Source organism: Bradyrhizobium sp. AZCC 2230, assembly GCF_036924495.1.
Classification (GTDB): domain Bacteria; phylum Pseudomonadota; class Alphaproteobacteria; order Rhizobiales; family Xanthobacteraceae; genus Bradyrhizobium; species Bradyrhizobium rifense.
In genome coordinates this window covers 5152274-5174335 of record NZ_JAZHRS010000001.1, presented here as the reverse complement: position 1 = coordinate 5174335, position 22062 = coordinate 5152274, and the positions used below count along the sequence as shown (strand labels likewise).

At 65.3% G+C, this 22062-nt stretch carries 21 protein-coding genes; 18 read left to right on the top strand and 3 right to left on the bottom strand.

Annotation, left to right across the window (positions count from 1 at the left end; all coding sequences use genetic code 11):
- Window positions 1-27: 27 nt before the first annotated feature.
- The 5 genes from V1280_RS24850 to V1280_RS24830 are packed head-to-tail and all read left to right on the top strand — an operon-like array spanning window position 28 to window position 5394.
- A complete protein-coding gene (locus V1280_RS24850) occupies window positions 28-858 on the top strand; it encodes an ABC transporter substrate-binding protein (RefSeq protein WP_334530156.1) in 831 nt (276 codons plus the stop codon).
- Entirely contained in the window at window positions 845-1729 is an 885-nt protein-coding gene (locus tag V1280_RS24845; protein WP_334530154.1) for a polysaccharide deacetylase family protein, read from the top strand. Before V1280_RS24850 ends, V1280_RS24845 begins: the two co-directional genes overlap by 14 nt.
- A 21-nt stretch (window positions 1730-1750) precedes the next feature.
- On the top strand, window positions 1751-2407 hold the full coding sequence (locus tag V1280_RS24840; protein ID WP_334530151.1) for an aspartate/glutamate racemase family protein: 657 nt from the start codon (window positions 1751-1753) through the stop codon (window positions 2405-2407).
- A gap of 33 nt (window positions 2408-2440) precedes the next feature.
- Window positions 2441-4024, top strand: a complete 1584-nt coding sequence (locus tag V1280_RS24835; RefSeq protein ID WP_334530148.1) for an ABC transporter substrate-binding protein — start codon at window positions 2441-2443, stop codon at window positions 4022-4024.
- Window positions 4021-5394: an amidohydrolase family protein gene (locus tag V1280_RS24830; protein ID WP_334530145.1), complete on the top strand. Its 1374-nt coding sequence runs from the start codon at window positions 4021-4023 to the stop codon at window positions 5392-5394. Before V1280_RS24835 ends, V1280_RS24830 begins: the two co-directional genes overlap by 4 nt.
- A gap of 57 nt (window positions 5395-5451) precedes the next feature.
- Here the strand turns inward: V1280_RS24830 and V1280_RS24825 are convergent, their stop codons facing one another.
- Window positions 5452-6555, bottom strand: a complete 1104-nt coding sequence (locus V1280_RS24825) for an ISAs1 family transposase (RefSeq protein WP_334530142.1) — start codon at window positions 6553-6555, stop codon at window positions 5452-5454.
- Between the two features lie 232 nt (window positions 6556-6787).
- Window positions 6788-7702, bottom strand: a complete 915-nt coding sequence (locus V1280_RS24820; RefSeq protein WP_334530139.1) for a LysR substrate-binding domain-containing protein — start codon at window positions 7700-7702, stop codon at window positions 6788-6790.
- A 274-nt stretch (window positions 7703-7976) separates the two neighbouring features.
- On the opposite strand from V1280_RS24820, the gene V1280_RS24815 reads away from it, so the two are divergent.
- Genes V1280_RS24815 through V1280_RS24775 form a run of 9 tightly spaced genes read left to right on the top strand, consistent with a single transcriptional unit; the run spans window position 7977 to window position 16123 of the window.
- Entirely contained in the window at window positions 7977-9014 is a 1038-nt protein-coding gene (locus V1280_RS24815) for an ABC transporter substrate-binding protein (protein WP_334530136.1), read from the top strand.
- Window positions 9015-9041: 27 nt separating this feature from the next.
- The gene (locus tag V1280_RS24810; RefSeq protein ID WP_334530133.1) at window positions 9042-10082 is read left to right on the top strand and encodes an ABC transporter ATP-binding protein; all 1041 of its coding nucleotides are present in this window, start codon (window positions 9042-9044) and stop codon (window positions 10080-10082) included.
- The gene (locus V1280_RS24805; RefSeq protein ID WP_334530130.1) at window positions 10079-10954 is read left to right on the top strand and encodes an ABC transporter permease; all 876 of its coding nucleotides are present in this window, start codon (window positions 10079-10081) and stop codon (window positions 10952-10954) included. Before V1280_RS24810 ends, V1280_RS24805 begins: the two co-directional genes overlap by 4 nt.
- Entirely contained in the window at window positions 10951-11757 is an 807-nt protein-coding gene (locus V1280_RS24800; protein WP_334530127.1) for an ABC transporter permease, read from the top strand. The genes V1280_RS24805 and V1280_RS24800 overlap by 4 nt, the downstream gene beginning before the upstream one ends.
- Before the next feature lie 8 nt (window positions 11758-11765).
- Window positions 11766-12902, top strand: coding sequence for an NAD(P)/FAD-dependent oxidoreductase (locus V1280_RS24795; RefSeq protein WP_334530124.1), 1137 nt, complete (start codon window positions 11766-11768; stop codon window positions 12900-12902).
- Window positions 12903-12930: 28 nt separating this feature from the next.
- Window positions 12931-13227 carry a (2Fe-2S)-binding protein gene (locus V1280_RS24790; RefSeq protein ID WP_334530121.1) on the top strand — a complete coding sequence of 99 codons (297 nt, stop codon included), beginning with the start codon at window positions 12931-12933 and terminating at the stop codon, window positions 13225-13227.
- Window positions 13224-14642, top strand: coding sequence for an FAD/NAD(P)-dependent oxidoreductase (locus tag V1280_RS24785; protein ID WP_334530119.1), 1419 nt, complete (start codon window positions 13224-13226; stop codon window positions 14640-14642). Before V1280_RS24790 ends, V1280_RS24785 begins: the two co-directional genes overlap by 4 nt.
- Window positions 14639-15760, top strand: a complete 1122-nt coding sequence (locus V1280_RS24780) for an NAD(P)/FAD-dependent oxidoreductase (RefSeq protein ID WP_334530116.1) — start codon at window positions 14639-14641, stop codon at window positions 15758-15760. Before V1280_RS24785 ends, V1280_RS24780 begins: the two co-directional genes overlap by 4 nt.
- Before the next feature lie 15 nt (window positions 15761-15775).
- Complete coding sequence (locus V1280_RS24775) at window positions 15776-16123, top strand: RidA family protein (RefSeq protein ID WP_334530114.1); 348 nt, start codon at window positions 15776-15778, stop codon at window positions 16121-16123.
- Window positions 16124-16128: 5 nt separating this feature from the next.
- On the opposite strand, the gene V1280_RS24770 is transcribed toward V1280_RS24775, so the two are convergent.
- Window positions 16129-17052 carry a LysR family transcriptional regulator gene (locus V1280_RS24770; RefSeq protein WP_334530111.1) on the bottom strand — a complete coding sequence of 308 codons (924 nt, stop codon included), beginning with the start codon at window positions 17050-17052 and terminating at the stop codon, window positions 16129-16131.
- A gap of 112 nt (window positions 17053-17164) precedes the next feature.
- On the opposite strand from V1280_RS24770, the gene V1280_RS24765 reads away from it, so the two are divergent.
- The 4 genes from V1280_RS24765 (at window position 17165) to V1280_RS24750 (ending at window position 22014) form a co-directional block, all read left to right on the top strand.
- Entirely contained in the window at window positions 17165-18523 is a 1359-nt protein-coding gene (locus tag V1280_RS24765) for an MFS transporter (RefSeq protein WP_334530108.1), read from the top strand.
- Window positions 18520-19020 carry a GAF domain-containing protein gene (locus V1280_RS24760; RefSeq protein WP_334530105.1) on the top strand — a complete coding sequence of 167 codons (501 nt, stop codon included), beginning with the start codon at window positions 18520-18522 and terminating at the stop codon, window positions 19018-19020. Before V1280_RS24765 ends, V1280_RS24760 begins: the two co-directional genes overlap by 4 nt.
- A 12-nt stretch (window positions 19021-19032) precedes the next feature.
- Window positions 19033-20280, top strand: coding sequence for a metal-dependent hydrolase family protein (locus tag V1280_RS24755; RefSeq protein WP_334530102.1), 1248 nt, complete (start codon window positions 19033-19035; stop codon window positions 20278-20280).
- Between the two features lie 144 nt (window positions 20281-20424).
- Window positions 20425-22014 carry an ABC-F family ATP-binding cassette domain-containing protein gene (locus tag V1280_RS24750; RefSeq protein WP_334530099.1) on the top strand — a complete coding sequence of 530 codons (1590 nt, stop codon included), beginning with the start codon at window positions 20425-20427 and terminating at the stop codon, window positions 22012-22014.
- The last annotated feature ends 48 nt before the right edge of the window (window positions 22015-22062 follow it).

The following is a 22062-nucleotide window of genomic DNA, read 5'->3' as shown; positions in this document are numbered from 1 at the left end:
CCACTATTGGAAATTGGGGGCGTATTGATGAAGAGAGTTTTGGTTGCGGCGGCGCTGTTCGGTGCCATGACCGTGTCGGCTCTAAGTACTCAGGCTTGGGCCGTCGAGCTGCCGCCTGACATCGTCAAGCGCGGCAGCATCAAGGTCGCGCTGGTGCCGAATTATCCACCGATGGAGTTCCGCGATCCCGCCACCAACGCGCTGTCCGGCTTCGACATCGATCTCGGTGAAGCCATCGGCCGCAAGCTTGGCGTCAAGATCGAATGGCAGGAGACGAGCTTCGACCAGTTCATGCCGTCGATTTCGACCGGCCGTGTCGATGCGATTCTTTCCGGCTTCACCGATTACGCGAGTAGGCACGAGACCGCGTCTTTCGTCGATTATCTCAAGAGCGGCCCGAACTTCTTCGTGCAGCAGTCGCGCGCGGCCGAGTTCAAGGACATGGCCGCGCTCTGCGGCAAGAAGGTCGGCGCCAGCCGCCGCACCAAGTTTCCGGGCGAGATCGCGGCCTGGAGCGAGAAGAACTGCGGCAGCACTCCGATCGTCTTCGTCGGCACCGACGGCTCGGCCGACGCCCGCACCCAGCTCAAGCAGGGCCGCATCGATGCCGCCGTGCAGGGCAACGAGACGCTGCCCTACATCATGAACCTCGAGCCAGGTGCCTATGCGCCGGTCGGTACGCCCATCTCGCAGCAATTCACCGGCATCGCGCTGCCGGTCAAGGAAAAGGCGCTTGCGCAGGCGATGCTTGAGGCTGTCGACGCATTGATCGCCGACGGCAGCTACAAGACCCTGCTTGCGAAGTGGAAACTGACAGACAACGCACTCGAAAAGGCAACCATCAATGCTGGACAGTAAGGCACTCCAGAGCATCCCGCTCACCCCAGCCAACACCGCAGATCCCGCGCCGGACTATCCCTGGCCCAAGCCGTACAAGTCGGCGATGTTCCTGTCCTTCGACGTCGACGCGGAGAGCGCGTGGACCAGCAAGGACGCCGTGCACGCCCAGCGGCTCATCACCATGAGCTATGGCGGCTATGAGGCGCGCGTCGGCACGCCGAAATTGCTCGAGCTGCTCGACCAGCTCGATCTCAAGGCGACGTTCTTCGTCACGGGCTGGTCGGTTGATGCGCATCCAGCGATGGCGGAGTCGATCCTCAAGGCCGGCCACGAGATCGGCCATCACGGCTATCACCATCTGCTGCCCGATCCCGGCGATCCCTGGATCGAGGACGAGCTGGAGCGCGGCTTTGAGGCGCTGAAGCGCCGGCTCGGCGTCAGGCCGACCGGCTATCGTGCGCCCTATGGCGAATTCACCGAGGAGCTGCGCGCAGCACTGGTGCGCCACGGCATCGTCTACACGTCCTCGTTCCGCGACGACGTCCGGCCCTATCGCCATCGGCTCGCCGACGGCAAGCCGGGTACGATCGAGTTGCCGGTGACCGCGAGCTATGACGACTGGATGCATGGCCTCTCGGCGCGCTTCAGCCCGCGCTCGATCTTCCCGAAGGAGCACGTGCTTTCGATCTGGAAGGACGAGCTCGACGAAACCAGGGACTGGGGCGCGATGGTGACGACGGTGCTGCATCCGCAATGCAGCGGCCGTCCGATGCGGCTGCGCCTGCTGCGCGAGTTCCTCGCTTACGCAAAGTCGTGCCCGGACGTCTGGATCACGACCGGCGAGAAGATCGCTGAAAACTTCCTGCGCCACGAGGCGGCCAACCGTTGAGCCATGCCATTGAACCTTACCATGACCCGTCGCCGCATCCTCGTCATCAACCCCAACTCCTCGGCGTCGGTGACGGCGGCGATCGATGATGCGGTGGCGCCGCTGCGCATCGCCGGCGGGCCTGAGATCGAGGTGGTCGGCCTCGCCGAGGGGCCGCCCGGCATCAGCTCGCAGCGCGATGCCGATGGCGTGGTGATGCCGCTGGTCAATCGCGTCACGGGTGACGATGCGGATGCGTTCGTGCTCGCCTGCTTCAGCGATCCCGGCCTGCACGCGGTGCGCGAGGCGGCCGGCGGTCGGCCGGTTCTGGGCATCGCCGAATGCGGGATCTTTCGCGCGCTGATGCTGGGCGAACGTTTTGGAATCATCGCGCTGTCGCCGTCGAGCATCCGCCGCCAGCAGCGTATGGCGCGGGTGATGGGTGTCGATAGCCGCTATGCGGGAAGCTGGTCGGTCGGTGCGAGCGCGGCGGAGACGGCGGGCGCGGACATCCGCGGGCGGTTGATCGACGCCGGCCGCGCGCTCGTCGCGCAATGTCGCGCCGATGTCGTGGTGATGGGCTGTGCCGGCATGGCGTCTCACCGCGCGGCGATTGCGGACGCGATCGGTGTGCCCGTGGTCGAGCCAGCACAGCAGGCGGTGGCTGCCGCGATCGGCGCGGTCTTGTTGAATACGTGAACGAATGATGCAGTCTTCCAGGAGCCTCTTGTAATGCCCATCTCCCGCCGCTCGCTCCTCAAGGCCGCCGCAACGGTGCCGGCGCTTTCGATGCCGGGCATCGTCCGTGCCGAATCCCAGAGCACGCTGCGCTTCATTCCTGTCATCGACCTCGCCTTCGTCGATCCCATCTATTCAACCGCGCAGGTGTCGCGAAACCATGGCTTCATGGTCTACGACACGCTCTATGGCATGAGCTCCGCGCTCCAGGTCTCGCCGCAGATGCTGTCAGGCCACGCTATCTCCGGTGATGGCCTGCAGTGGGACCTCAGCTTGCGCGACGGCCTGTTCTGGCACGACGGCGACCTTGTGCTCGCGCGTGACTGTGTTGCGAGCATCCGACGCTGGGCTACGCGCGACGGCTTTGGCGGCGAGCTGATGGAGGCGACTGCCGAATTGTCGGCGGCGGACGACCGTACCATCCGCTTCCGCCTCAAGCGTCCGTTCCCGCTGCTGCCGCAGGCGCTCGGCAAGGCCGCGATCAATCCCTGCTTCATGATGCCGGAGCGGCTGGCGAGCCAGGATCCGTTCAAGCCGCTGACCGAAGTCATCGGCAGCGGCCCGTTCCGCTATCTCGCCGACGAGCGCGTGCAGGGTGCCCGCAACGCCTATGCCAAATTCGAGCGCTATCAGCCGCGCACCGACGGCAAGCCGGATTGGACCGCGGGACCGAAGATCGTTCACTACGATCGCGTGGTCTGGACCACCACGCCCGATGCCGGCACCGGCGTCGCCGCGCTCCAGACCGGCGAGCAGGACTGGCAGGAAACCACGCCGCATGATCTTCTGCCGATCATCAAGGCCGCCGGTGACATCGAGACGCGCATCCTCGATCCCCGCGGCTACGCCTGCATGCTGCGCCTCAATCATCTGCAGCCGCCGTTCGACAATCCGGCCGTCCGCCGTGCGCTGCTGGGTGCTATTGATCAGTCCGCGTTCATGACCGCGGTTGCCGGCACGGAGCCAGCGTTTCAGGTGTCGCCGATTGGCTTCTTCGCGCCGGGAACGCCGATGGCAAGTGACGTCGGCCTCGACGTGTTCCGCGGTCCGCGCAACTACGACAAGGTCAAGGCCGATTTGAAGGCCGCTGGCTACAATGGCGAGAAGATTGTGGTGCTCGTGCCTACCAATTCGCTGGCGCAGAAGCCGCTCGGCGAGATCGCGGTCGATAGCTTGCGCAAGGCCGGCATGAACGTCGAATATGCCGGGCTCGATTTTGCCGTCGTGTTGCAGCGTCAGCTCAAGAAGGAGCCGATCGGGCAGGGCGGCTGGAGTGCTGCGGTCGGCAACTGGCAGGGCATCGATTGGCTCAACCCGGCCGGCAACACCAACATTCGCGGCGAAGGCAAGGTCGCCGGCTGGTATGCGAGCGAGAAGATGGGGCCGTTGCGCAGCCAGTGGCTGGCGGCATCCGAGCTCGCGGAGCAGCAGCGCATCTGCCGCGAGATCCAGGCCGTCGCCTTCGAGGAAATCCCCTATATTCCAATCGGCCTGTACAAGCAGCCAACCGCCTATCGCAAAGCCATCACCGGCATTCTCGACGGCACCGCCGTCTTCTGGAACGTACGCCCCGCATGAGCACCACAGCAATCTTCGGCAGCTATGTGCTGTCACGCAAGGACGGCGCGCAGGACGTGTTGCGCGACCATTGGGTTCTCGTTGAAGGCAAGAAGATCGCCGCGGTCACGCGCGATAAGCCGAGTGCAGACCAGGTCTACGACCGCCCGGGCCGCTTCGTGCTGCCGGGGCTGCTCAATCTGCACAATCACTGCTTCTCCGAAGCGGTGGCGCGCAGCCACAGCGAGGACGGCAACGGCCGCAAGAACAACCAGAGCATCGTCTACACGGTGCTGCTGCCGCTGACCAAGCGCGGCGCCGATATCCTGTCGGCGGAAGAGCGTCTCGCGGTCGCGCGGCTCGGCATCCTCCAGCTCCTGAAGGGCGGCGCCACCACCGTGATGGAGCCGTTCAGGAATTCGATCCCCGAGATGTTCGATGCCGCCGAGGAGATGGGCATCCGCTTCTACGGCGCGCCCTATCTCTTCTCCACCTCCGATGCGAAGGCGGGCCCGGACGGCGTGGTGCGCTATTCCGGCGACGACGGCACCGCCGACATGGCGACATGGGACGCGCTCTACCAGCGCTGGAACAATCGCGGCGACGGCCGCATCTCTCTCGCGATGAGCCCGCACGCCACCGACACCTGCGGTCCCGATCTGCTGAAGGCCTGCGCCGCGCGGGCGCGTGAGCTCGGCGTGCCCATCACGACGCACATGGCGCAGAGCCGCGCCGAGGTCGAGACCATCGGCAAACGCTATGGTGGCCGCACGCCGGCGGAGTATCTGGACTGGCTTGGCCTGCTCGCACCCGATCTCATGGCAGCGCACTGCATGTTCAGCAGTGACGACGATCTCAAGCTGATGGCCGCGTGCGGCATGACCGTGTTGAATTGCCCGCGCGTATTCGCGCGCGCCGGCGTGACGGCGGCGTTCAGCCGCTTTGCCGAGCACGGCGTCCGCACCGTGGTTGGCACCGACGGCTACAACATGGATCTGCTTGGCGAGCTCAATGCGGCCTCGCTGATCTCCAAGGTCACCTCGCAACGCGCCGATGTCGCGAACTCGCCGGAACTGATCGAGGCGAACACGGCGGTCGCGGCCGACGTCATCAAGCGGCCGGACCTCGGCCGCATTGAGCCGGGCGCGACCGCCGATCTCACCGTGGTCGATCTCACCCATCCGCATCTCCAGCCGCTGTTCGATCCGCGCCGCGCGCTGATCGCGCTCGCCAACCGCGCCAACATCGACCAGGTCATGGTCGACGGTCGCGTGCTGGTCGACGAGGGACGCTATCTCGGCGCCGACGAGGCGGCGATCACCGCGGCAGGCACGGCTGCCATCGGCAAGATCTGGGACTTGCCGGAGGCGCAGGCTGCGTTCAACGGCTGAGGGTCGCTGGTCGTAGCTCGGACACAGGTGCGCTCCCTCTCCCGCTTGCGGGCAGGGCTATCGCATGTGGCTGATGAGTTCGAGAAGGAAGGCATCGTCCCAGCCAGCGCGCTTGACCTTTTGGCGCATGGAGATGCGGGCGGGGTGAGCGCGAATGAGGTTGACCGCGTTCCGCCGCAAGGTCGCAAAGTTCTCGGGACCGTTGTCTTTTCGGGTTCGGCAGGCATCCTCGCCAAAGACGACGTCCAGGACCCAGTGCAACTGGTTCTCGATGCTCCAATGGCTGCGGACGACCTGCAAGAATCGTCTTGCAGGCATATACTTGGACAACACGTAATATCGCACGGCCGGTTTTCCGGCTGGTTTGCCATGCAGCCGTCGGCGCGAGGTAACGCGAGCGATGGCGGCCATTCCGGGAAAGCGGTTTGCCACCCCCAGGCTGCTGTTGCGCATGATGGTGGCGCGTCTGGATTCGGATCGATCGTGGGTGCTCGGCTCGAGACTCTGCGCCACGTTGCGCTTGCCCGAGCGGGTGAAGCAGCGTTCGACGTCCGCAAACAATTTGCTTTGATTCTCCTTGAGAGCCAGCACGTAGTTGGCGCCGCGTGCGAGCACCTTGTTGGCGAAGGGGCGATTGCAATGCAGGGCGTCGGCCGTGACGATGCAGCCTTCGAGCGAGAGCATTTGCAGCACGTCCAGCGCCCCTTGGGCCTCGTTGCGACCCGGTGCCTTGCACGAAGCAAGCGCCATCCGCGCCTCGGTGGCGAAGACATTGACCATGTGCAGCGGCGTAGCGCTGCGGCCCCGCTCGTAGGCTCCTCGCACCGCCTTGCCATCGACGGCCACAACACCGGTGAGTTTGATCCCGTTGGCCTCGGCGAAGGCTGCCATAAAGCATCGGAAGGCTTGCTCGAAAGCCGCAGGGTCGAGCGCGTTGAGCACGCGGCTGAACGTGTCGTGACTGGGAACTCCGTGCTCCAGCCGAAGGAATTGCCGCAACAGCTTTTCCTTGGACGATGCAAATACCTCCATGTCCGTCGCGCTCTGCCCGCCACACAGGATCGTGGCCAGCGCGATGACGATGATGTCCAGCAAATCGTGCAGCGCGTTCGGTGCACGCGGATCGGGCAACGTACTGAAGATATTGCGGATCTTGCGCATGGGGCCCCCTCTGCGAATCGGGAGCCCTCTTCAGAATCCATATTGTCGGCCCGCGCAACACCTCGCGCAAATTCACATGCGATTCCCCTGCGCTTGCGGGGGAGGGCTGGGGTGGGGGTGTCTCCACAACGGGACACTCCCCTAGAGGAGAGAGCCCCCACCCGGCGCTTCGCGCCGACCTCCCCCGCAAGCGGGAGAGGTTGCAGCGAGCCCGTGGCGAGATCGATTCAACTCAAAGCGTTCCGGTTAGATCGTCGAACTCGGCGAGCGACTTGCGCATGGTCTCGACCAGATCGAGCGCCACCGGTGAGGGACTGCGCTGCGCGGGAAACACCGCGGAGAACTCGAAGTCGATGCGCGGCAGGAAGCGGCGCACGACGACGCCACGGGTGGAAAATTCCTGCGCGGTGAAGGGATCGCAGATCGCGACGCCAAGCCCGGACGACACCATGCCGCACATGATCTCCGACAGCGTGGTCTCCACCCGCAGCACGCGGCGGACATCGTGGCGATGGAAGACCTGGTCGACGAGATGCCGGCTCGACGTGCCCGAAGACAGCGAGATGAACGTCTCGCCCTCGAAGTCGCGCGGCTCCAGCACTTCTTTTTCCGCGAGGCGATGACCCGTCGGCAGCACGGCGACGCGTGCAGGGGCGGGAAGCTTCTGGCTCGGCAGGCCGGAATGCGCGATCGGCACCTCGGCAAAGCCGACGTCGCATTGATTGTTCAACACCCAGTCGACCACGATCGGCGAGATCACGCCGAAGAAGGCGAGGTTGAGATTCGGTCGCTCCTTCAAGAAGTGACCGGTGAGCCGCGGCAAATAGCCGTTCGACAGCGCCGGCAGTGCTGCGATCCGCAGCGAGCCGGTGCGGCGGCCGCGGATTTCCTCGGCTGCGGCGGTGATGCGTTCGAGGCCGACGAAGGAGCGCTCCACCTCGGTATAGAGCGCCATCGCCGCCGCGGTTGGCACAAGGCCAGTGCCGCGCCGTTCGAACAGCTCCATTTTCAACAGCGCCTGGAGGTCGCGCAGCAACCGGCTGACCGCCGGCTGCGTGACCGTCATCAGCGCCGCCGCCTCGGTGACGCTGCCGGTCAGCATCGTCGCGCGGAAGGCCTCCACCTGCCGCGAATTGATCCGCGCCATCCCGTTTTCCATTCATAACATTTGAGCATGCAGAGGGTGCCATTATTCATTGGACGATGGAAGCTAGGGTTTGCGATCTTTTTCATCAGAGCTGGAGACAGCCCGCTTTTTCGGCAGATTGGAGGGTTCAAACCTCCGAATCGCGCCAAAACCTGCCGAGCAGGGGCCGGAGCCCTGATCGAAGCGGGGATTTGCGCGGAAGGAAATGCGGAAGCGCTTGGCCAGTGAGATTCGTCGGCACGTCACCTCATTCCGGTATTGGAGATCGGTCCACATGAAGACTTTTCGCCTTCTGACAGCGGTCAGCATCGCGGCGCTCGTCGCCGTCCCGACGGCCGTCTCGGCCCAGCAAAAGACGCTCTATGTCGCCGGCTACGGCGGGTCGTTCGAGAAGACCATCCGCGACGAGGTGATCCCGACCTTCGAGAAGGAGAACGGCGTCAAGGTCGAGTACGTCGCCGGCAATTCCACCGACACGCTGGCCAAGCTCCAGGCACAGAAAGGCAACCAGCAGATCGACGTCGCAATCGTCGACGATGGCCCGATGTACCAGGCGATCCAGCTCGGCTTCTGCGGCAAGCTCGAGGGCCTGCCGGCCGCCGATCTCTACGACACCGCGCGCTTCAAGGACGATCGCGCCGTCGCGATCGGCATCGTCGCGACCGGCTTGATGTACAACACCAAGGTGTTTGCCGAGAAAGGCTGGGCGCCGCCGACCTCGTGGAATGATCTGAAGGACACGAAATACGCCAAGCAGCTCGTCATTCCGCCGATCAACAACACCTACGGCTTAGAGGCGCTGGTGATGCTGTCGAAGATGAACGGCGGCGGCGAGGCCAACGTCGATTCCGGCTTCAAGATATTCAAGGAGCAGATCAATCCGAACGTGCTCGCCTATGAGCCGTCGCCGGGCAAGATGACCGAGCTGTTCCAGTCCGGTCAGGCCGTCATCGCGGTGTGGGGCACCGGCCGCGTGCAGAGCTTCGCCAACACCGGCTTCCCCGTCGACTTCGTCTACCCGAAGGAAGGTGCCGCAACGCTGCTGACGACGGCCTGTCCGATCGCGAAGCCCAGCGCCTCGCCGCTCGCCTCAAACTTCGTCAAGATGCTGCTCGATCCCAAAATCCAGCTCGTGATGCTGAAGGACTACGGCTACGGCCCGGTGCTGAAATCGCTGGTGGTGCCACCGGAGCTCGGCAAGATGGCCCCGATCGGCGAGCGCGCGGCAAAGCTCTATAATCCGGATTGGACCGTCATCAACGACAAGCGCGAGGAGTGGACCAAGCGCTGGAATCGCGAGGTCGAGCGCTGATCTGATCGTACGTAGCGGAGACAGCGTATGGCCTTTCTCGAGCTCGATCGGGTGGCAAAACAGTTCGGCGCGCAGACTGTGGTCGACGACTTCAGTCTCGCGGTGGGCAAGGGGGAGTTCATCTCCTTCCTCGGCCCGTCCGGCTGCGGCAAGACCACGACATTGCAGATGATCGCGGGCTTCCTCGATCCCACGCGCGGCGCGATCCGCCTCGAGGACAAGGACCTGACCGCGGTCCATCCGGCCAAGCGCGGGCTCGGCATCGTGTTCCAGAGCTACGCGCTGTTTCCGCACATGACTGCGGCGGAGAACGTCGCCTTTGGCCTCGAGATGCGCAACGTCCCGCGCGCTGACAGGGCCGAGCGCGTCCGTGCCGCGCTCGCAATGGTGGGTCTCGCCGGTTACGAGGACCGCCATCCGCGCCGGATGTCAGGCGGCCAGCAGCAGCGCGTGGCGCTGGCGCGTGCGCTGGTGATCAAGCCGAGCGTGCTGCTGCTCGACGAGCCGCTCTCAAACCTCGACGCCAAGTTGCGCGAAGAAATGCAGATCGAGCTGCGCCAGATCCAGCGCACCATCGGCACCACGACGATCCTCGTGACCCACGACCAGAACGAGGCGATGTCGCTGTCCGACCGCATCGTTGTGATGAGCCAGGGCAAGATCGAGCAGATCGGCACGCCGCAGGAGACGTATGAGAAGCCGGCCTCGGCCTTCGTCTCGCAGTTTTTGGGCAAGACCAACGATTTTGCCGGGGCGATCGATCGGACTGCGGCCCCGGCGCGGTTGATGGCTGGCTCCTGGAGCGCGCCGGCGCCGGCCGGGCTCAGCGGCCCTGTCACCGTCAGCATTCGTCCTGAAAGAATCGGCTTTGGCGATGCGGGCCTCGGCGCAAAGATCGTGACGCGCATCTTCCAGGGCAATCACTGGCTGTTCCAGTGCGACAGCGAATGCGGTCCGGCGATCGTGATCCGTCAGAATGACGGTCAACCGCAGCCGACTGAAGGCGACGCTGTTCGCCTCACCTGGCGGCCCGAAGACATGAGCGTGCGTACGAGGACCGTCGCATGAGCGCGGTCGCCGAGGAGCGCAATGCGCGTGCGCCATGGGCGCTGACGGCGCCTGCCCTCATGCTGTTCGTCGGCGTGCTGCTGATTCCGCTGGCGATGACCGTGATGCTGTCGTTCCACGATTGGGGCCAGTACAAGGGCATCGAGCCTGTCTTCATTCTGAAGAACTGGCAGGAGATCGCGACCGATCCCTATTACGCCGAAATGTTCTGGCGGACCTTTCGCATTGCGATCCTGACCACGTTGCTCACCGCTCTGCTTGGTGCGCCCGAAGCCTACATCCTCAACCGCATGAGCGGCCGCTGGAAGAGCTTTTTCCTGCTCGTGATCCTCGGACCGCTGCTGATCTCCGTGGTGGCGCGCACGCTCGGCTGGGCGCTGCTGTTCGGCGGCAACAACGGCCTCGTCAACAAGCTGCTGATGTCGGCAGGCGTCATCCGCTTCCCCATTCCCTTCATGTTCACCGAGACCGGCATGGTGGTCGCGCTTGCGCATGTGATGATGCCGTTCATGGTGTTGTCGGTGTGGGCGGCGCTGCAGCGGCTCGATTCGCAGATCGAGAATGCCGCGATGTCGCTCGGCGCCGGCCCCATCACAATCATTCGCCGCATCATCATGCCGCAGATCATGCCGGGCGTGCTGTCGGGCGCGATCATCGTGTTCTCGCTCTCGGCCAGCGCCTTTGCGACGCCCGCGATCATCGGCGGCCGCCGGCTCAAGGTCGCGGCGACGCTCGCCTACGATGAATTCCTCAACACGCTGAACTGGCCGCTCGGCGCCGCGGTCGCGACGCTCCTGCTGGTGGCGCTGGTGCTGATCGTCGTCGGCAGCAACGCGCTGATCGAACGCCGCTATGCGGAGGTGTTCCGATGAGACGGAACGGCCCGCTGGCGCTGATCTTCCACACCATCTTCGTCATCGTGATGGTGGCACCGATCCTGGTGGTCTGCCTCGTCGCCTTCACGCCCGAAGGCTTTCTGTCGCTGCCGACCAACGGCTTCTCGCTGCGCTGGTTCAGGGCGATCGGCAATTATCCCGAGTTCATACATGCCTTCTGGGTGAGCCTTGGCCTCGGCGCGCTGTCGTCCTTCGTGGCGCTGCTGTTCGCGGTGCCGGCGGCGCTCGCGATCGCACGCTATCGTTTCCGCGGGCGCGATGCGCTGGCGGCGCTGTTCCTGTCGCCGCTGATGATCCCGCATGTCGTGCTCGGCATCGCGTTCCTGCGCTTCTTCACCTCGGCCGGCCTTGGTGGCAGCTTTTCGGCGCTGATCATCGCACATGTCATCATCGTGTTTCCGTTCGCGCTGCGGCTGACGCTGGCGGCGGCAACCGGCATGGACCGCACGGTCGAGATGGCCGCGGTCTCGCTCGGCGCCGGCGGCTGGACGCTGTTTCGCCGGGTGACGCTGCCGCTGATCCTGCCGGGCGTCATCAGCGGCTGGGCGCTCGCCTTCATCCAGTCCTTCGACGATCTCACCATGACCGTCTTCCTCGCGGCGCCCGGCACCGAGACTTTGCCGGTCCGCATGTTCCTTTATATCCAGGACAACATCGATCCGCTGGTGACGTCGGTCTCGGCCTGCGTGATCGCGATCACCATGACCGCCCTCATTCTGCTCGACCGCTTCTACGGGCTCGACCGCGTGCTCGCTGGCAAGGGCGACACGGGACGATAGGAGAACCCATGCCCAAAGACTATGACGTCGCCGTGGTTGGCGGCGGACTTCTCGGCTCCGCCATTGCCTGGGGCCTCGGCCGGCTCGGCAAGAGCGTCGCCGTGCTCGACGAAGGCGACATCACCAAGCGCGCCTCGCGTGCGAATTTTGCGCTGGTCTGGGTGCAGAGCAAGGGCCTTGGCATGCCGGCTTATACGGTCTGGACCGTGCAGGCGTCGCAAGCGTGGGCCCGGCTGGCGTCCGAGTTGAAGCAACAGACGGGCCTCGATGTCTCGCTCCAGCAGAACGGCGGCTTCCATCTCACGCTCGGCGACGACGATTTCGGTCAACGCACCGAACTGGTCAACCGCATGCACAACCAGGCTGGTGCTGCCGACTACAAGATGGAGATGCTCTCGGCCTCCGAGGTGAAGAAGTCGCTGCCGCTGATCGGCCCCGAAGTCTCGGGCGGCAGCTATTGTCCGCTCGACGGTCACGTCAATTCGCTTCGCACCTTTCGCGCCTTCCACACCGGCTTCAGGGAATTCGGCATCGATTATCTCCCGGAGCAGCCGGTTTCGGCGATCAGCAAGAGCGGCGGCGAATTCCGCCTGACCACGCCGAAGGGCGAGCTTCGCGCCGCCAAGATCGTGCTCGCCGCCGGCAATGCCAACCAGACGCTGGCCCCGATGGTCGGCCTCTATGCACCGATGGGCCCGACCCGCGGCCAGATCGTGGTCACCGAGCGCACCATGCCGTTCCTGCCGCACCCGCTGACCACGATCCGCCAGACCGACGAGGGCACGGTGATGATCGGGGACAGCAAGGAAGACGAGCTCGATGATCGCGCGCTGAAGCATTCGATCAGTGCCGTGATGACCGATCGCGCGCAGCGTATGTTCCCGCATCTGGCGCGGCTCAACGTGGTCAGGAGCTGGGCCGGCATCCGCGTCATGCCGCAGGACGGTTTTCCGATCTACGACCAGTCGGAGACGCATCCCGGCGCTTTCGTCGCCTGCTGCCATTCCGGAGTGACGCTCGCTTCCAACCACGCTTTCGAGATCGCGCGGATGGTCGCGCAAGGCGCGCTCGAGCCCGATCTGGTCGGTGCGTTCTCCGCGAGCCGCTTTGGCGGCGCGGGCGCGGCAAACAACAGCGGCTACTAGAGACACTGAAGGAGCCAAGAGGCATCCCATGTTTAGACGATCCGAACAGGACAAACGCCCACAAGTGCAGATCTTCGTCGACGGCGTTGCCGTCGCGGCGCGCCAGGGCGACACCGTCTCCGCCGCACTGCTGGCATCGAGCCGCGACGTGCGCCGGTTGACCGCAGTGAGCGGCGCGCCGCGTCTGCCCTATTGCATGATGGGCGTGTGCTTCGACTGCCTCGTCACCATCGACGGCGTCGGCAATCGCCAGGGCTGCCTCGTGCCCGTCGCCGAGGGCATGCAGATCGAAATCCAGAAGGGCAAGCGGGAGATCGGACGATGACTGTGGCTCCCAAGCGCGAAGACTATGACGTCGTGGTGATCGGCGCCGGGCCCGCGGGCCTCGCGGCCGCCGCGACATCCGCCGAAGCAGGTCTCACGACGTTGCTGCTCGACGAGAATATCGGTCCTGGCGGCCAGGTGTTTCGCGCCATCTCGTCCACGCCGGTGACGGAGCGCAGTCAGCTTGGTGCCGACTATTGGGTTGGTGCCGATCTCGTGCAGTCACTCCGCGCGAGCAGCGCCGAAATCATCCACCGTGCCACGGTCTGGAGCCTCGACCGCAACCTCGACATCGCCGTCTCGATCGGCGGCGCCTCGGCCTTCGTCAAGGCGAAGCGCGTCATCCTCGCGACCGGTGCGCTGGAGCGGCCGTTTCCGATTCCCGGCTGGACATTGCCGGGCGTGATGACAGCGGGCGCCGCGCAGACCATGCTGAAATCGTCGGCGCTGGTGCCCGACGGACGCACCGTGATCGCGGGGCAGGGACCGCTGCTCTGGCTACTCGCCGCGCAGATATTGCGCCTCGGCGGCCGCATCGACCGCATCCTCGACACCACCGAGCGAAGCAATTATTTCGCCGCGCTCCCGCACGCCTTCGCGTTCCTGATCTCGCCCTATTTCGCCAAGGGCCTGTTGATGATGCGCGAGGTGAAAGCGAAGGTGCAGGTCGTCTCCAGCGTCACCGAGCTTGCAGCAATCGGCGATGGTCAGCTCACGAGCGTCAGCTACGTTGCCGGCGGCAAGCGCGAGATCATCCCTGCGGATCTCCTGTTGCTGCATCAGGGCGTCGTGCCCAACGTCAACCTTGCGATGTCCGCGGACGTTGAGCATCGCTGGGACGATTTGCAGCTGTGCTGGTCGCCTGTGCTCGACGCGAGCGGAAATTCTTCGGTCGCTGGAATCGCGATCGCCGGCGACGGTGCAGGCATCGGCGGCGCGAACGCTGCTGTGGTCCGCGGCCGCATCGCGGCGCGCGCGGCGGTGGAAGCACTGGCGCCCGCCGCCGCTGCGAAGCTCGCGCCCATGGCGACACTCCGCGCCGATCTCGCCAAGGCCGAGCGCGGCCGCGTCTTCCTCGACACGCTGTTCCGCCCGTCGCCGCAGTTCCGCATTCCCTCGGGCGACACCATTGTCTGCCGCTGCGAGGAGGTCACGGCAAAGGACGTTCTCGATTCCGTAGCGATCGGCGCGACCGGCCCGAACCAGCTCAAGGCCTATCGCCGCACCGGCATGGGGCCGTGCCAGGGCCGGCTCTGCGGCCTCACCGTCACCGAGCTGATGGCGCAGGCGCGTGGCAAGAGCCCGCAGGAGATCGGCTATTACCGGCTGCGCGCGCCGGTGAAGCCAATCACGCTCGCCGAACTCGCCGCCGTGCCGAAGAGCGAGGCCGACGTCAAGGCCGTGGTGCGCGGATGACGAGAAACGTGGATGCGATCGTCGTCGGCGGCGGCATCCACGGATGCTCGACCGCGCTGCATCTGTGCCTCGCCGGCCTGAAGCCGGTGCTGATCGAGAAGGACTATGCCGGCCGGCATGCCTCCGGCGTCAATGCCGGTGGCGTCCGCCAGCTCGCGCGGCACATTCCCGAGATCCCGCTGTCGATCCGCTCGATGGGGATCTGGGAGAAGATCAACGATCTCCTTGACGACGATTGCAGCTTTGAGAGCTACGGTCAGGTTCTCGTGGCGGAGAACGAGGACGAGCTCGCTGTCTGTCGCGCGCGCGTCGCCGAGCTGAATGCGCTGGGTTTCACCCACGAAGAGCTGATCGACGCAACCGAGCTGCGGCGGCTGGTGCCTGCGGTGGCCGAAACCTGCCCTGGTGGCGTGGTTTCGCGCCGCGACGGCGCGGCCAATCCGGCGCAGACCACGACCGCGTTTCGGCGCAAGGCCGAGCAACTCGGCGCGACCGTGCGCGAGGGTGTAGCTGCCGGCAACATCCGCTACAGCGACGGCCTCTGGCACGTCGATGTCGGCACTGAAACCTTCGCCGCGCCGGTGCTCGTCAACGCCGCCGGCGCCTGGGCCGGCAAGATTGCGGCTGCGCTTGGCGAGCCGGTGCCGGTCGAGACCGTGGCGCCGATGCTGATGATCACATCGCGTGTGCCGCACTTCATCGATCCCGTCGTGATCCTGCGCGGCCGAAAGCTCTCTTTCAAGCAGTTCAAGAACGGCACCGTGCTGATTGGCGGCGGCCATCTGGCGACGCCCTATCAGGACCGCAACGAGACGGTGCTGGACTGGAGGAGTCTCGCGACCAGCGCGCGCACCGTGTTCGAGCTGTTTCCGGTGATGCGCAGCGCCACCATCGTCCGCGCCTGGGCCGGCATCGAGGCGAAGATGAAGGACGACATTCCCGTGTTCGGGCCGAGCAGCCGCCACAAGGGTCTCTATCACCAGTTCGGCTTCTCTTTGCACGGCTTCCAGCTTGGTCCCGGCGCCGGCGCCGTGATGGCGGAGCTGATCGTCAATGGCGGCACCCAGACCCGCGTCAGCGAGCTCGGCATCGACCGCTTCCATCCTTCAACGCTCTAGGAACAAGAGAACATCATGACCATCACCCGCAGCATCCGCACGCCCATCATGCACCGCGCTGTCGAAGCCAACGGCTTCGTCTTTGTCGGCGGCACCATCGCCGACGACACTTCGGTCTCGATGGGCGAGCAGACCCGGAACATCCTCGGCAAGATCGCCGGTTACCTGAAGGAAGCCGGGACCGACAAGAGCCAGGTCGTCAGCGCCTCGATCTTCGTCACGGATCTCTCCAGGAAGAAGGAGATGGATGCGGCCTGGACCGAGTTCTTCGGCGACCATCTGCCGACCCGCGCCACCGTCGGCGTCGCCGATCTCGGTGGCGGTGCGCTGATCGAGGTGGTGGTCACCGCGCTCAAGGGCTGATCCGGTCAGTCAGATTGGGCGAACATCCCGACCAGGGTCTCGCGCAGCCAACGCTGCGCGGGAACGGTATCGTTGCGCTGGTGCCAGAACAGGCTGACGATGCGCGGCGGCGCCTGGAGCGGAAGCGGCATCGCATGCAGGAACGGCGCGTGGCGGGACTCGGAGCGGAGATCGCGCGGCAGCACCGCAATGAGATCGGACTGACGCACGGTCTCGTAGGCGGCGCTGTAATGGTTGACGGTCGCCACCAGATTGCGCGACAGCCCGCGAGAGGCGAGGAAGAGGTCGTAGGATGGCAGCGTCTTGCCTGCGAGGCTCACATCGATATGTCGGGCGTTGAGAAATGCCCGCGTGCCCAGCCGCTTCCCCGCGGCAAGCGGGTGGCCGCGCCGCATGAAGCAGGCATAGTCGACGGTCCATAGCGAGCGCGAACGGATGGCGGCCGGCTGCTGCGCCTCGTTTACATAGACGCTCAAGACACAGTCGACCCTGTTGTCCTCGAGCTGGTCGGCGATCTCCACGATGGTGTTGGGAACGGTGTGGACGCGCGACTTCGGCGCGACCTTGCCGAGATGGTTCAGCAGGTCCGGCATGACCAGCGCGGCCACATAGTCCGACATCGACAGGGTGAACTCGGTCTGGGCGCGGCCGGGATCGAACACCTGCTCGTCGAGCGCGCTACGCACGCTCTCCAGCGCCTCGCCGATCGGCTCCCACAGCACCACGGCGCGCTGCGTGGGACGGATGCCGGTGCCCGATCGCACGAACAGGGGATCGCCGAGCGCGTCGCGCAGGCGCGCGAGTGCGTTGCTAACGGCGGGCTGCGTCATTGTCAGCGCACTGGCGGCGCGCGTGACGCTGCCCTCGGTCATCAGCGCCTCGAAGACTTTCAGCAGGTTGAGGTCGAGCGCGCGGAACGACACATACATTCACCATGGTGATATACAAGATCAAGATTATAAATTATGACGATAATGTCGCTTTGTCTATGGTTCCCTCCCGAGCGGCGCGCCGGGCCCGTGAAAATCGAGGGGGACTTTCATGTCGATGATATCGGCGCGCATCGAGCGCCTTCCGTTCGCGCGCTTCCACGCGCATCTCCTGCTGATGGGCGGGCTCGGCTACACGTTCGACGCGATGGACGCGGCGGTGCTGGCCTTCATCCTGCCGGTGCTGCGCACGGCATGGAATTTGTCGAGCGTCCAGATCGGCGTGCTCGGCAGCAGCACCTATATCGGCTTCCTGTTTGGCGCCCTGTTCGCAGGAACGCTCGGTGACCTGATCGGGCGCCGTGCAGTGATGATGTCGGCGCTGGCGCTTTACTGCGCGGCGTCCATCGTCAGCGCGATGGTCGACACATGGCCGTCCTTCTTTGCCGCCCGCGTCGTCGCCGGCATGGGCACCGGCGCGGAGAGCGCGATCATCGCACCCTATCTCGCGGAATTCGTGGCGCGGCGTTACCGCGGCAGCTTTACCGGCGCGCTGGCCGGCTTCTTCTCCTTCGGCTTCGTCGCGGCGGCCTTGCTCGGTTACTTCATCGTGCCCGCCTATGATAACGGCTGGCGCATCGTGCTGGTGATCACGGCGGTGCCGGTCGTCATGCTGTTGTGGTGGCGTCGGGCCCTTCCGGAATCGCCGCGCTGGCTCGAAAGCCGCGGACGAGAGAAGGAAGCCGAAATCGTCCTCGACAGGATCGAGGCGCGCTTTGCGCGCGAGGGCGTGGTCCTGCCGCAGCCAGTTGTCGAAGCCACGGCACCGACCGGGACGGGTGGAACGCTGCTCGCCAATTTCGCAGCGCTTCTGGCTGCCCGGCAGGCGCGCATCACCATCATGACCTGGATCATGTGGCTCGCGATCACCTTCAGCTATTACTCGTTCTTCGTCTGGATCCCCGGCCTTCTGGTCCAGAACGGCATGAGCATCACCAAGAGTTTTGGTTATTCGATCGCGATCTATTGCGCGCAGATTCCCGGCTATTTCAGCGCCGCGTATTTCAACGAGCGCATCGGGCGGCAGGCGACGATCGCGACCTACATGGTGCTCGGCGGCGCCAGCGCGCTTGGCCTCGCTTTCGCGCAGAGCGACCAGCAGATCATGGTCGCGGGAATCTTCCTGTCATTGTTCATGAACGGCACCTATGCGGGCGTTTATGCCTACACCGCTGAGGTGTTCCCGACGCCGGTCAGGACGACCGGTGCCGGGCTTGCTTCCGCGATCGGCCGCATCGGTGCGATCGTCTCGCCGATCCTGGTTGGCTATCTCTATCCCAATTTCGGCTTCGCCGGCGTGTTCGGCGTAACCACCACCGTGTTGCTGCTGGGGGCGGTCACGGTCGTGCTGATGGGCGTGCCGACGCGCGGCCGGTCGCTGGAAGAGATCGCGGCAGGCGAGGTTGCATGACGCGGACCAAACCGAAGGCTGATCCCTGGCTTTGCGCCGTCGCGGCAGCGCAGAGCAGCGTGGATCAGCCGAATGCGTTGTTCGCAGCGCTCGACCAGGCCGTGAAGTCGGCGATCGGGCACAAGCTGTTCACGATCCTGATTTACGACGACGCCAGCGGCGAAGCGGCGCGGGTCTATTCCAACCTTCCCGGGCCCTATCCCGCGGGCGGACGCAAGCGCCTGGCGCCGGGTCCGTGGACCGAGGCCGTGCTCGACCGCGGCGAGGCCTATATCGGCCGCACGCAGGACGATTTGCGCAACGTATTTTCCGACCACGAACTGATTGCCTCGCTTGGCTGCGCGAGCGTGCTCAACATGCCCGTGCGCTGGCGCGGACGCACGCTCGGCTCGCTCAATCTGCTGCACGAGGCGGGCTGGTACGACGAGGACGACGTCGCTGCCTGTCTCCCCTTTGCCCAGCTTACATTGCCGGCACTGCTTGCGCCGGCGCCCTGACAGGAAACCACCATGCCCAGCATCCTCTTCAAGAACGCCGCCCTGCTTGACCCGCTCCAGCCGGAGTTGCTGACGGGCCATGACGTGCTGGTCGAGGACAATCTGATCAAGGAGGTCTCGGATCGGCCGATCAAGGTCACCGCCGATCGAACCATCGATCTGAAGGGCAAGACGCTGATGCCCGGCCTGATCGATCTTCACGTGCACACCATCGCGATCGAGCTCAATCTGGCGCAGCAGGTCCACATTCCCAACGTGCTGGTGACGCTGCGCTCGACGCTTCTGCTGCGTGGCATGCTGCGGCGAGGCTTCACGACCGTCCGCGATGCCGGCGGCGCCGGCCACGCCATGAAGCAGGCGATCGAGACCGGCCTGACCGACGGTCCGCGGCTGTTCGTGTCCGGCCGTGCGCTGAGCCAGACAGGCGGCCACGCCGACATGCGGGCGCGTTCGGATTACCTCGCCAGCGACACGGCCTGTCCCTGCTGCGTGCGCGTCGGTGCGTTGGGGCGTGTTGCCGACGGTGTCGACGGCGTACGCAAGGCTGTGCGCGAGGAGCTGCAGATGGGTGCCGACCAGATCAAGATCATGGCGTCCGGCGGCGTTGCCTCTCCGACCGATCCGGTCGGGGCCTTCGGCTACTCCGAGGACGAGATCCGCGCCATCGTCGAGGAGGCGCAGGGCCGCCAGACCTATGTGCTAGCCCATGCCTATACCGCAGCGGCGATCGCGCGCGCGGTCCGCTGCGGCGTACGCACCATCGAGCATGGCAATCTCGTCGACGAGCCGACCGCGCGCCTGATGGCCGAGAAGGGTGCCTATGTGGTGCCGACGCTTGTGACCTATGAAGCCCTCGCCAATGAGGGCGCGCAATACGGCCTGCCGCCGGAGAGCGTCGCCAAGATCGCCGACGTCCGCGATGCCGGCCTGCGCTCGCTCGAGATCTATCGCAAGGCCGGGGTGAAGATGGGCTATGGCAGCGATCTGCTTGGACCGTCGCAGCGCCTCCAGAGCGACGAATTCCGCATCCGCGCCGAAATTCAGGGCGCACGCGAGGTCATCGCCAGCGCGACCGTGATCGGGGCAGAGGTGCTCGGCATGGAGGGCAAGCTTGGCCGGATCGTGCCTGAAGCTCTCGCGGATCTACTGGTGGTCGACGGCAACCCGTTGCGCGACGTGACGTGCCTGCTCGGCCAGGGCGAACGCATTCCGATGGTGATGAAGGCGGGCAAGGTCCAGTTCGACAGGCTCGCCGCATAAACCTGACGCATTAAGACCCCCACCGAGGACATGACTTGATCTTGTCGCCCGGCGGGATTATGAGCGAGCTCTCAACAGGGATATTCGCAGCCATGGACTTTACCCCGACCGCAACGCCGATCCGCATTGCTCACGGGGAATTCCATGCCTGCTTCAATCATCCTGGCGCGCCTGTCGCTGTCCACGCCTGACGGCCGCTCGCTTCTCTCCAACATCGATCTGACTTTCGGCGCCGAACGTGCCGGTCTTGTCGGCCGCAATGGCGTCGGCAAGACGACTCTGCTCGCCGCGATCACGGGCGAGCACGTTCCGCAGTCGGGACGTGTGATCGCCAACGGCACCGTTGGGCTGCTGCGCCAGGACGCCCAGCTCAGCGCGGGTGCTGTGGTCGTCGACCTCTTCGGCGCGCGCGATGCGCTGGACCTGCTGCGCCGGGCCGAGCGTGGTGAAGCCTCGGCCGAGGAGGTCGGCGATGTCGACTGGACCCTCGAGACGCGGCTCGCATCGGCCCTGGCCCGCGTTGGCTTCGATATCGACCCCGACACGGAATTGGACCGCTTGTCGGGCGGGCAGGTCACGCGCGTTCGTCTTGCCGCGCTGCTCTTTGCCGAGCCGGACTTCCTGCTGCTGGACGAGCCCACTAACAATCTTGATCGGGACGGGCGCCGTGCCGTGATCGATCTCCTGGCCGCCTGGCGCGGCGGCGCGATCGTCGTCAGCCACGACCGGGCCCTGCTCGAGACGATGGACGCCATCGTCGAGCTGACCTCGCTCGGAGCGACGCGCTATGGCGGCAATTGGGGCAGCTACCGCGCGCAGAAGGCCGTTGAGCTTGCAGCCGTCAGGCACGACCTCGCGCATGCCGAGAAGCATCTGTCCGAGATCGACGGCAAGGCGCAGGAGGCGGCCGAGCGGAAGGCGCGTAAGGACAGCAGCGGCAAGAAGAAGCGCGCCAAGGGCGACATGCCGCGTATTCTCGCTGGTGCACGGAGGGATCGCAGCGAGGACAGCGGCGGCAAGACTGCGCAGATCACTGAGCGGCGGCGCGCGGAGGCGCTTGGTGCGGTCGACACCGCACGCCGGCGCATCGAGATCCTCCAGCCGCTGTCGGTAAAGCTGCCCTCGACGCAGCTGCCGGCGGGGAGGGAGGTGGTCTGGCTCGATCGCGTCAGTGCGGGCTATCAGCCGGAGCGGCCGGTCTTGCGTGATCTATCGCTCTCGATCGTCGGCCCGGAGCGTGCCGCGATTGTCGGGCCCAATGGCTCCGGCAAGACGACGCTGTTGAAGCTCATCGCGGGCGAGCTTCGCCCCGTCTCGGGGACCGTGCGGGTCAGGCCGGACTTCGCGCTTTTCGATCAGAAAGTCAGCCTGCTCGATCCCGCGATCTCGATCCTGGACAATTTCGCGCGCCTCAATCCAAGGGCAGGCGCCAACGAATGCCACGCCGCGCTGGCGCGCTTCATGTTTCGCGCTGATGCGGCCCTGCAGGTCGTCGGCAGCCTGAGCGGCGGGCAGCTGTTTCGTGCGGGGCTTGCCTGCGTGCTGGGCGGATCGACGCCGCCGTCACTGCTGATCCTGGACGAGCCGACCAATCATCTGGATCTCGACTCGATCGAGACCGTGGAAGCAGGCTTGAGGGCCTATGATGGCGCGCTGCTGGTCGTCAGCCATGATGAGGCGTTCCTGGAGGCGATCGGGGTCACACGGCGGCTCGATCTCGCCACCGCGAGGTGATTGTTCGGACCGGCAGAACAATGATACCGGCCGTCAGCTGATTATCTT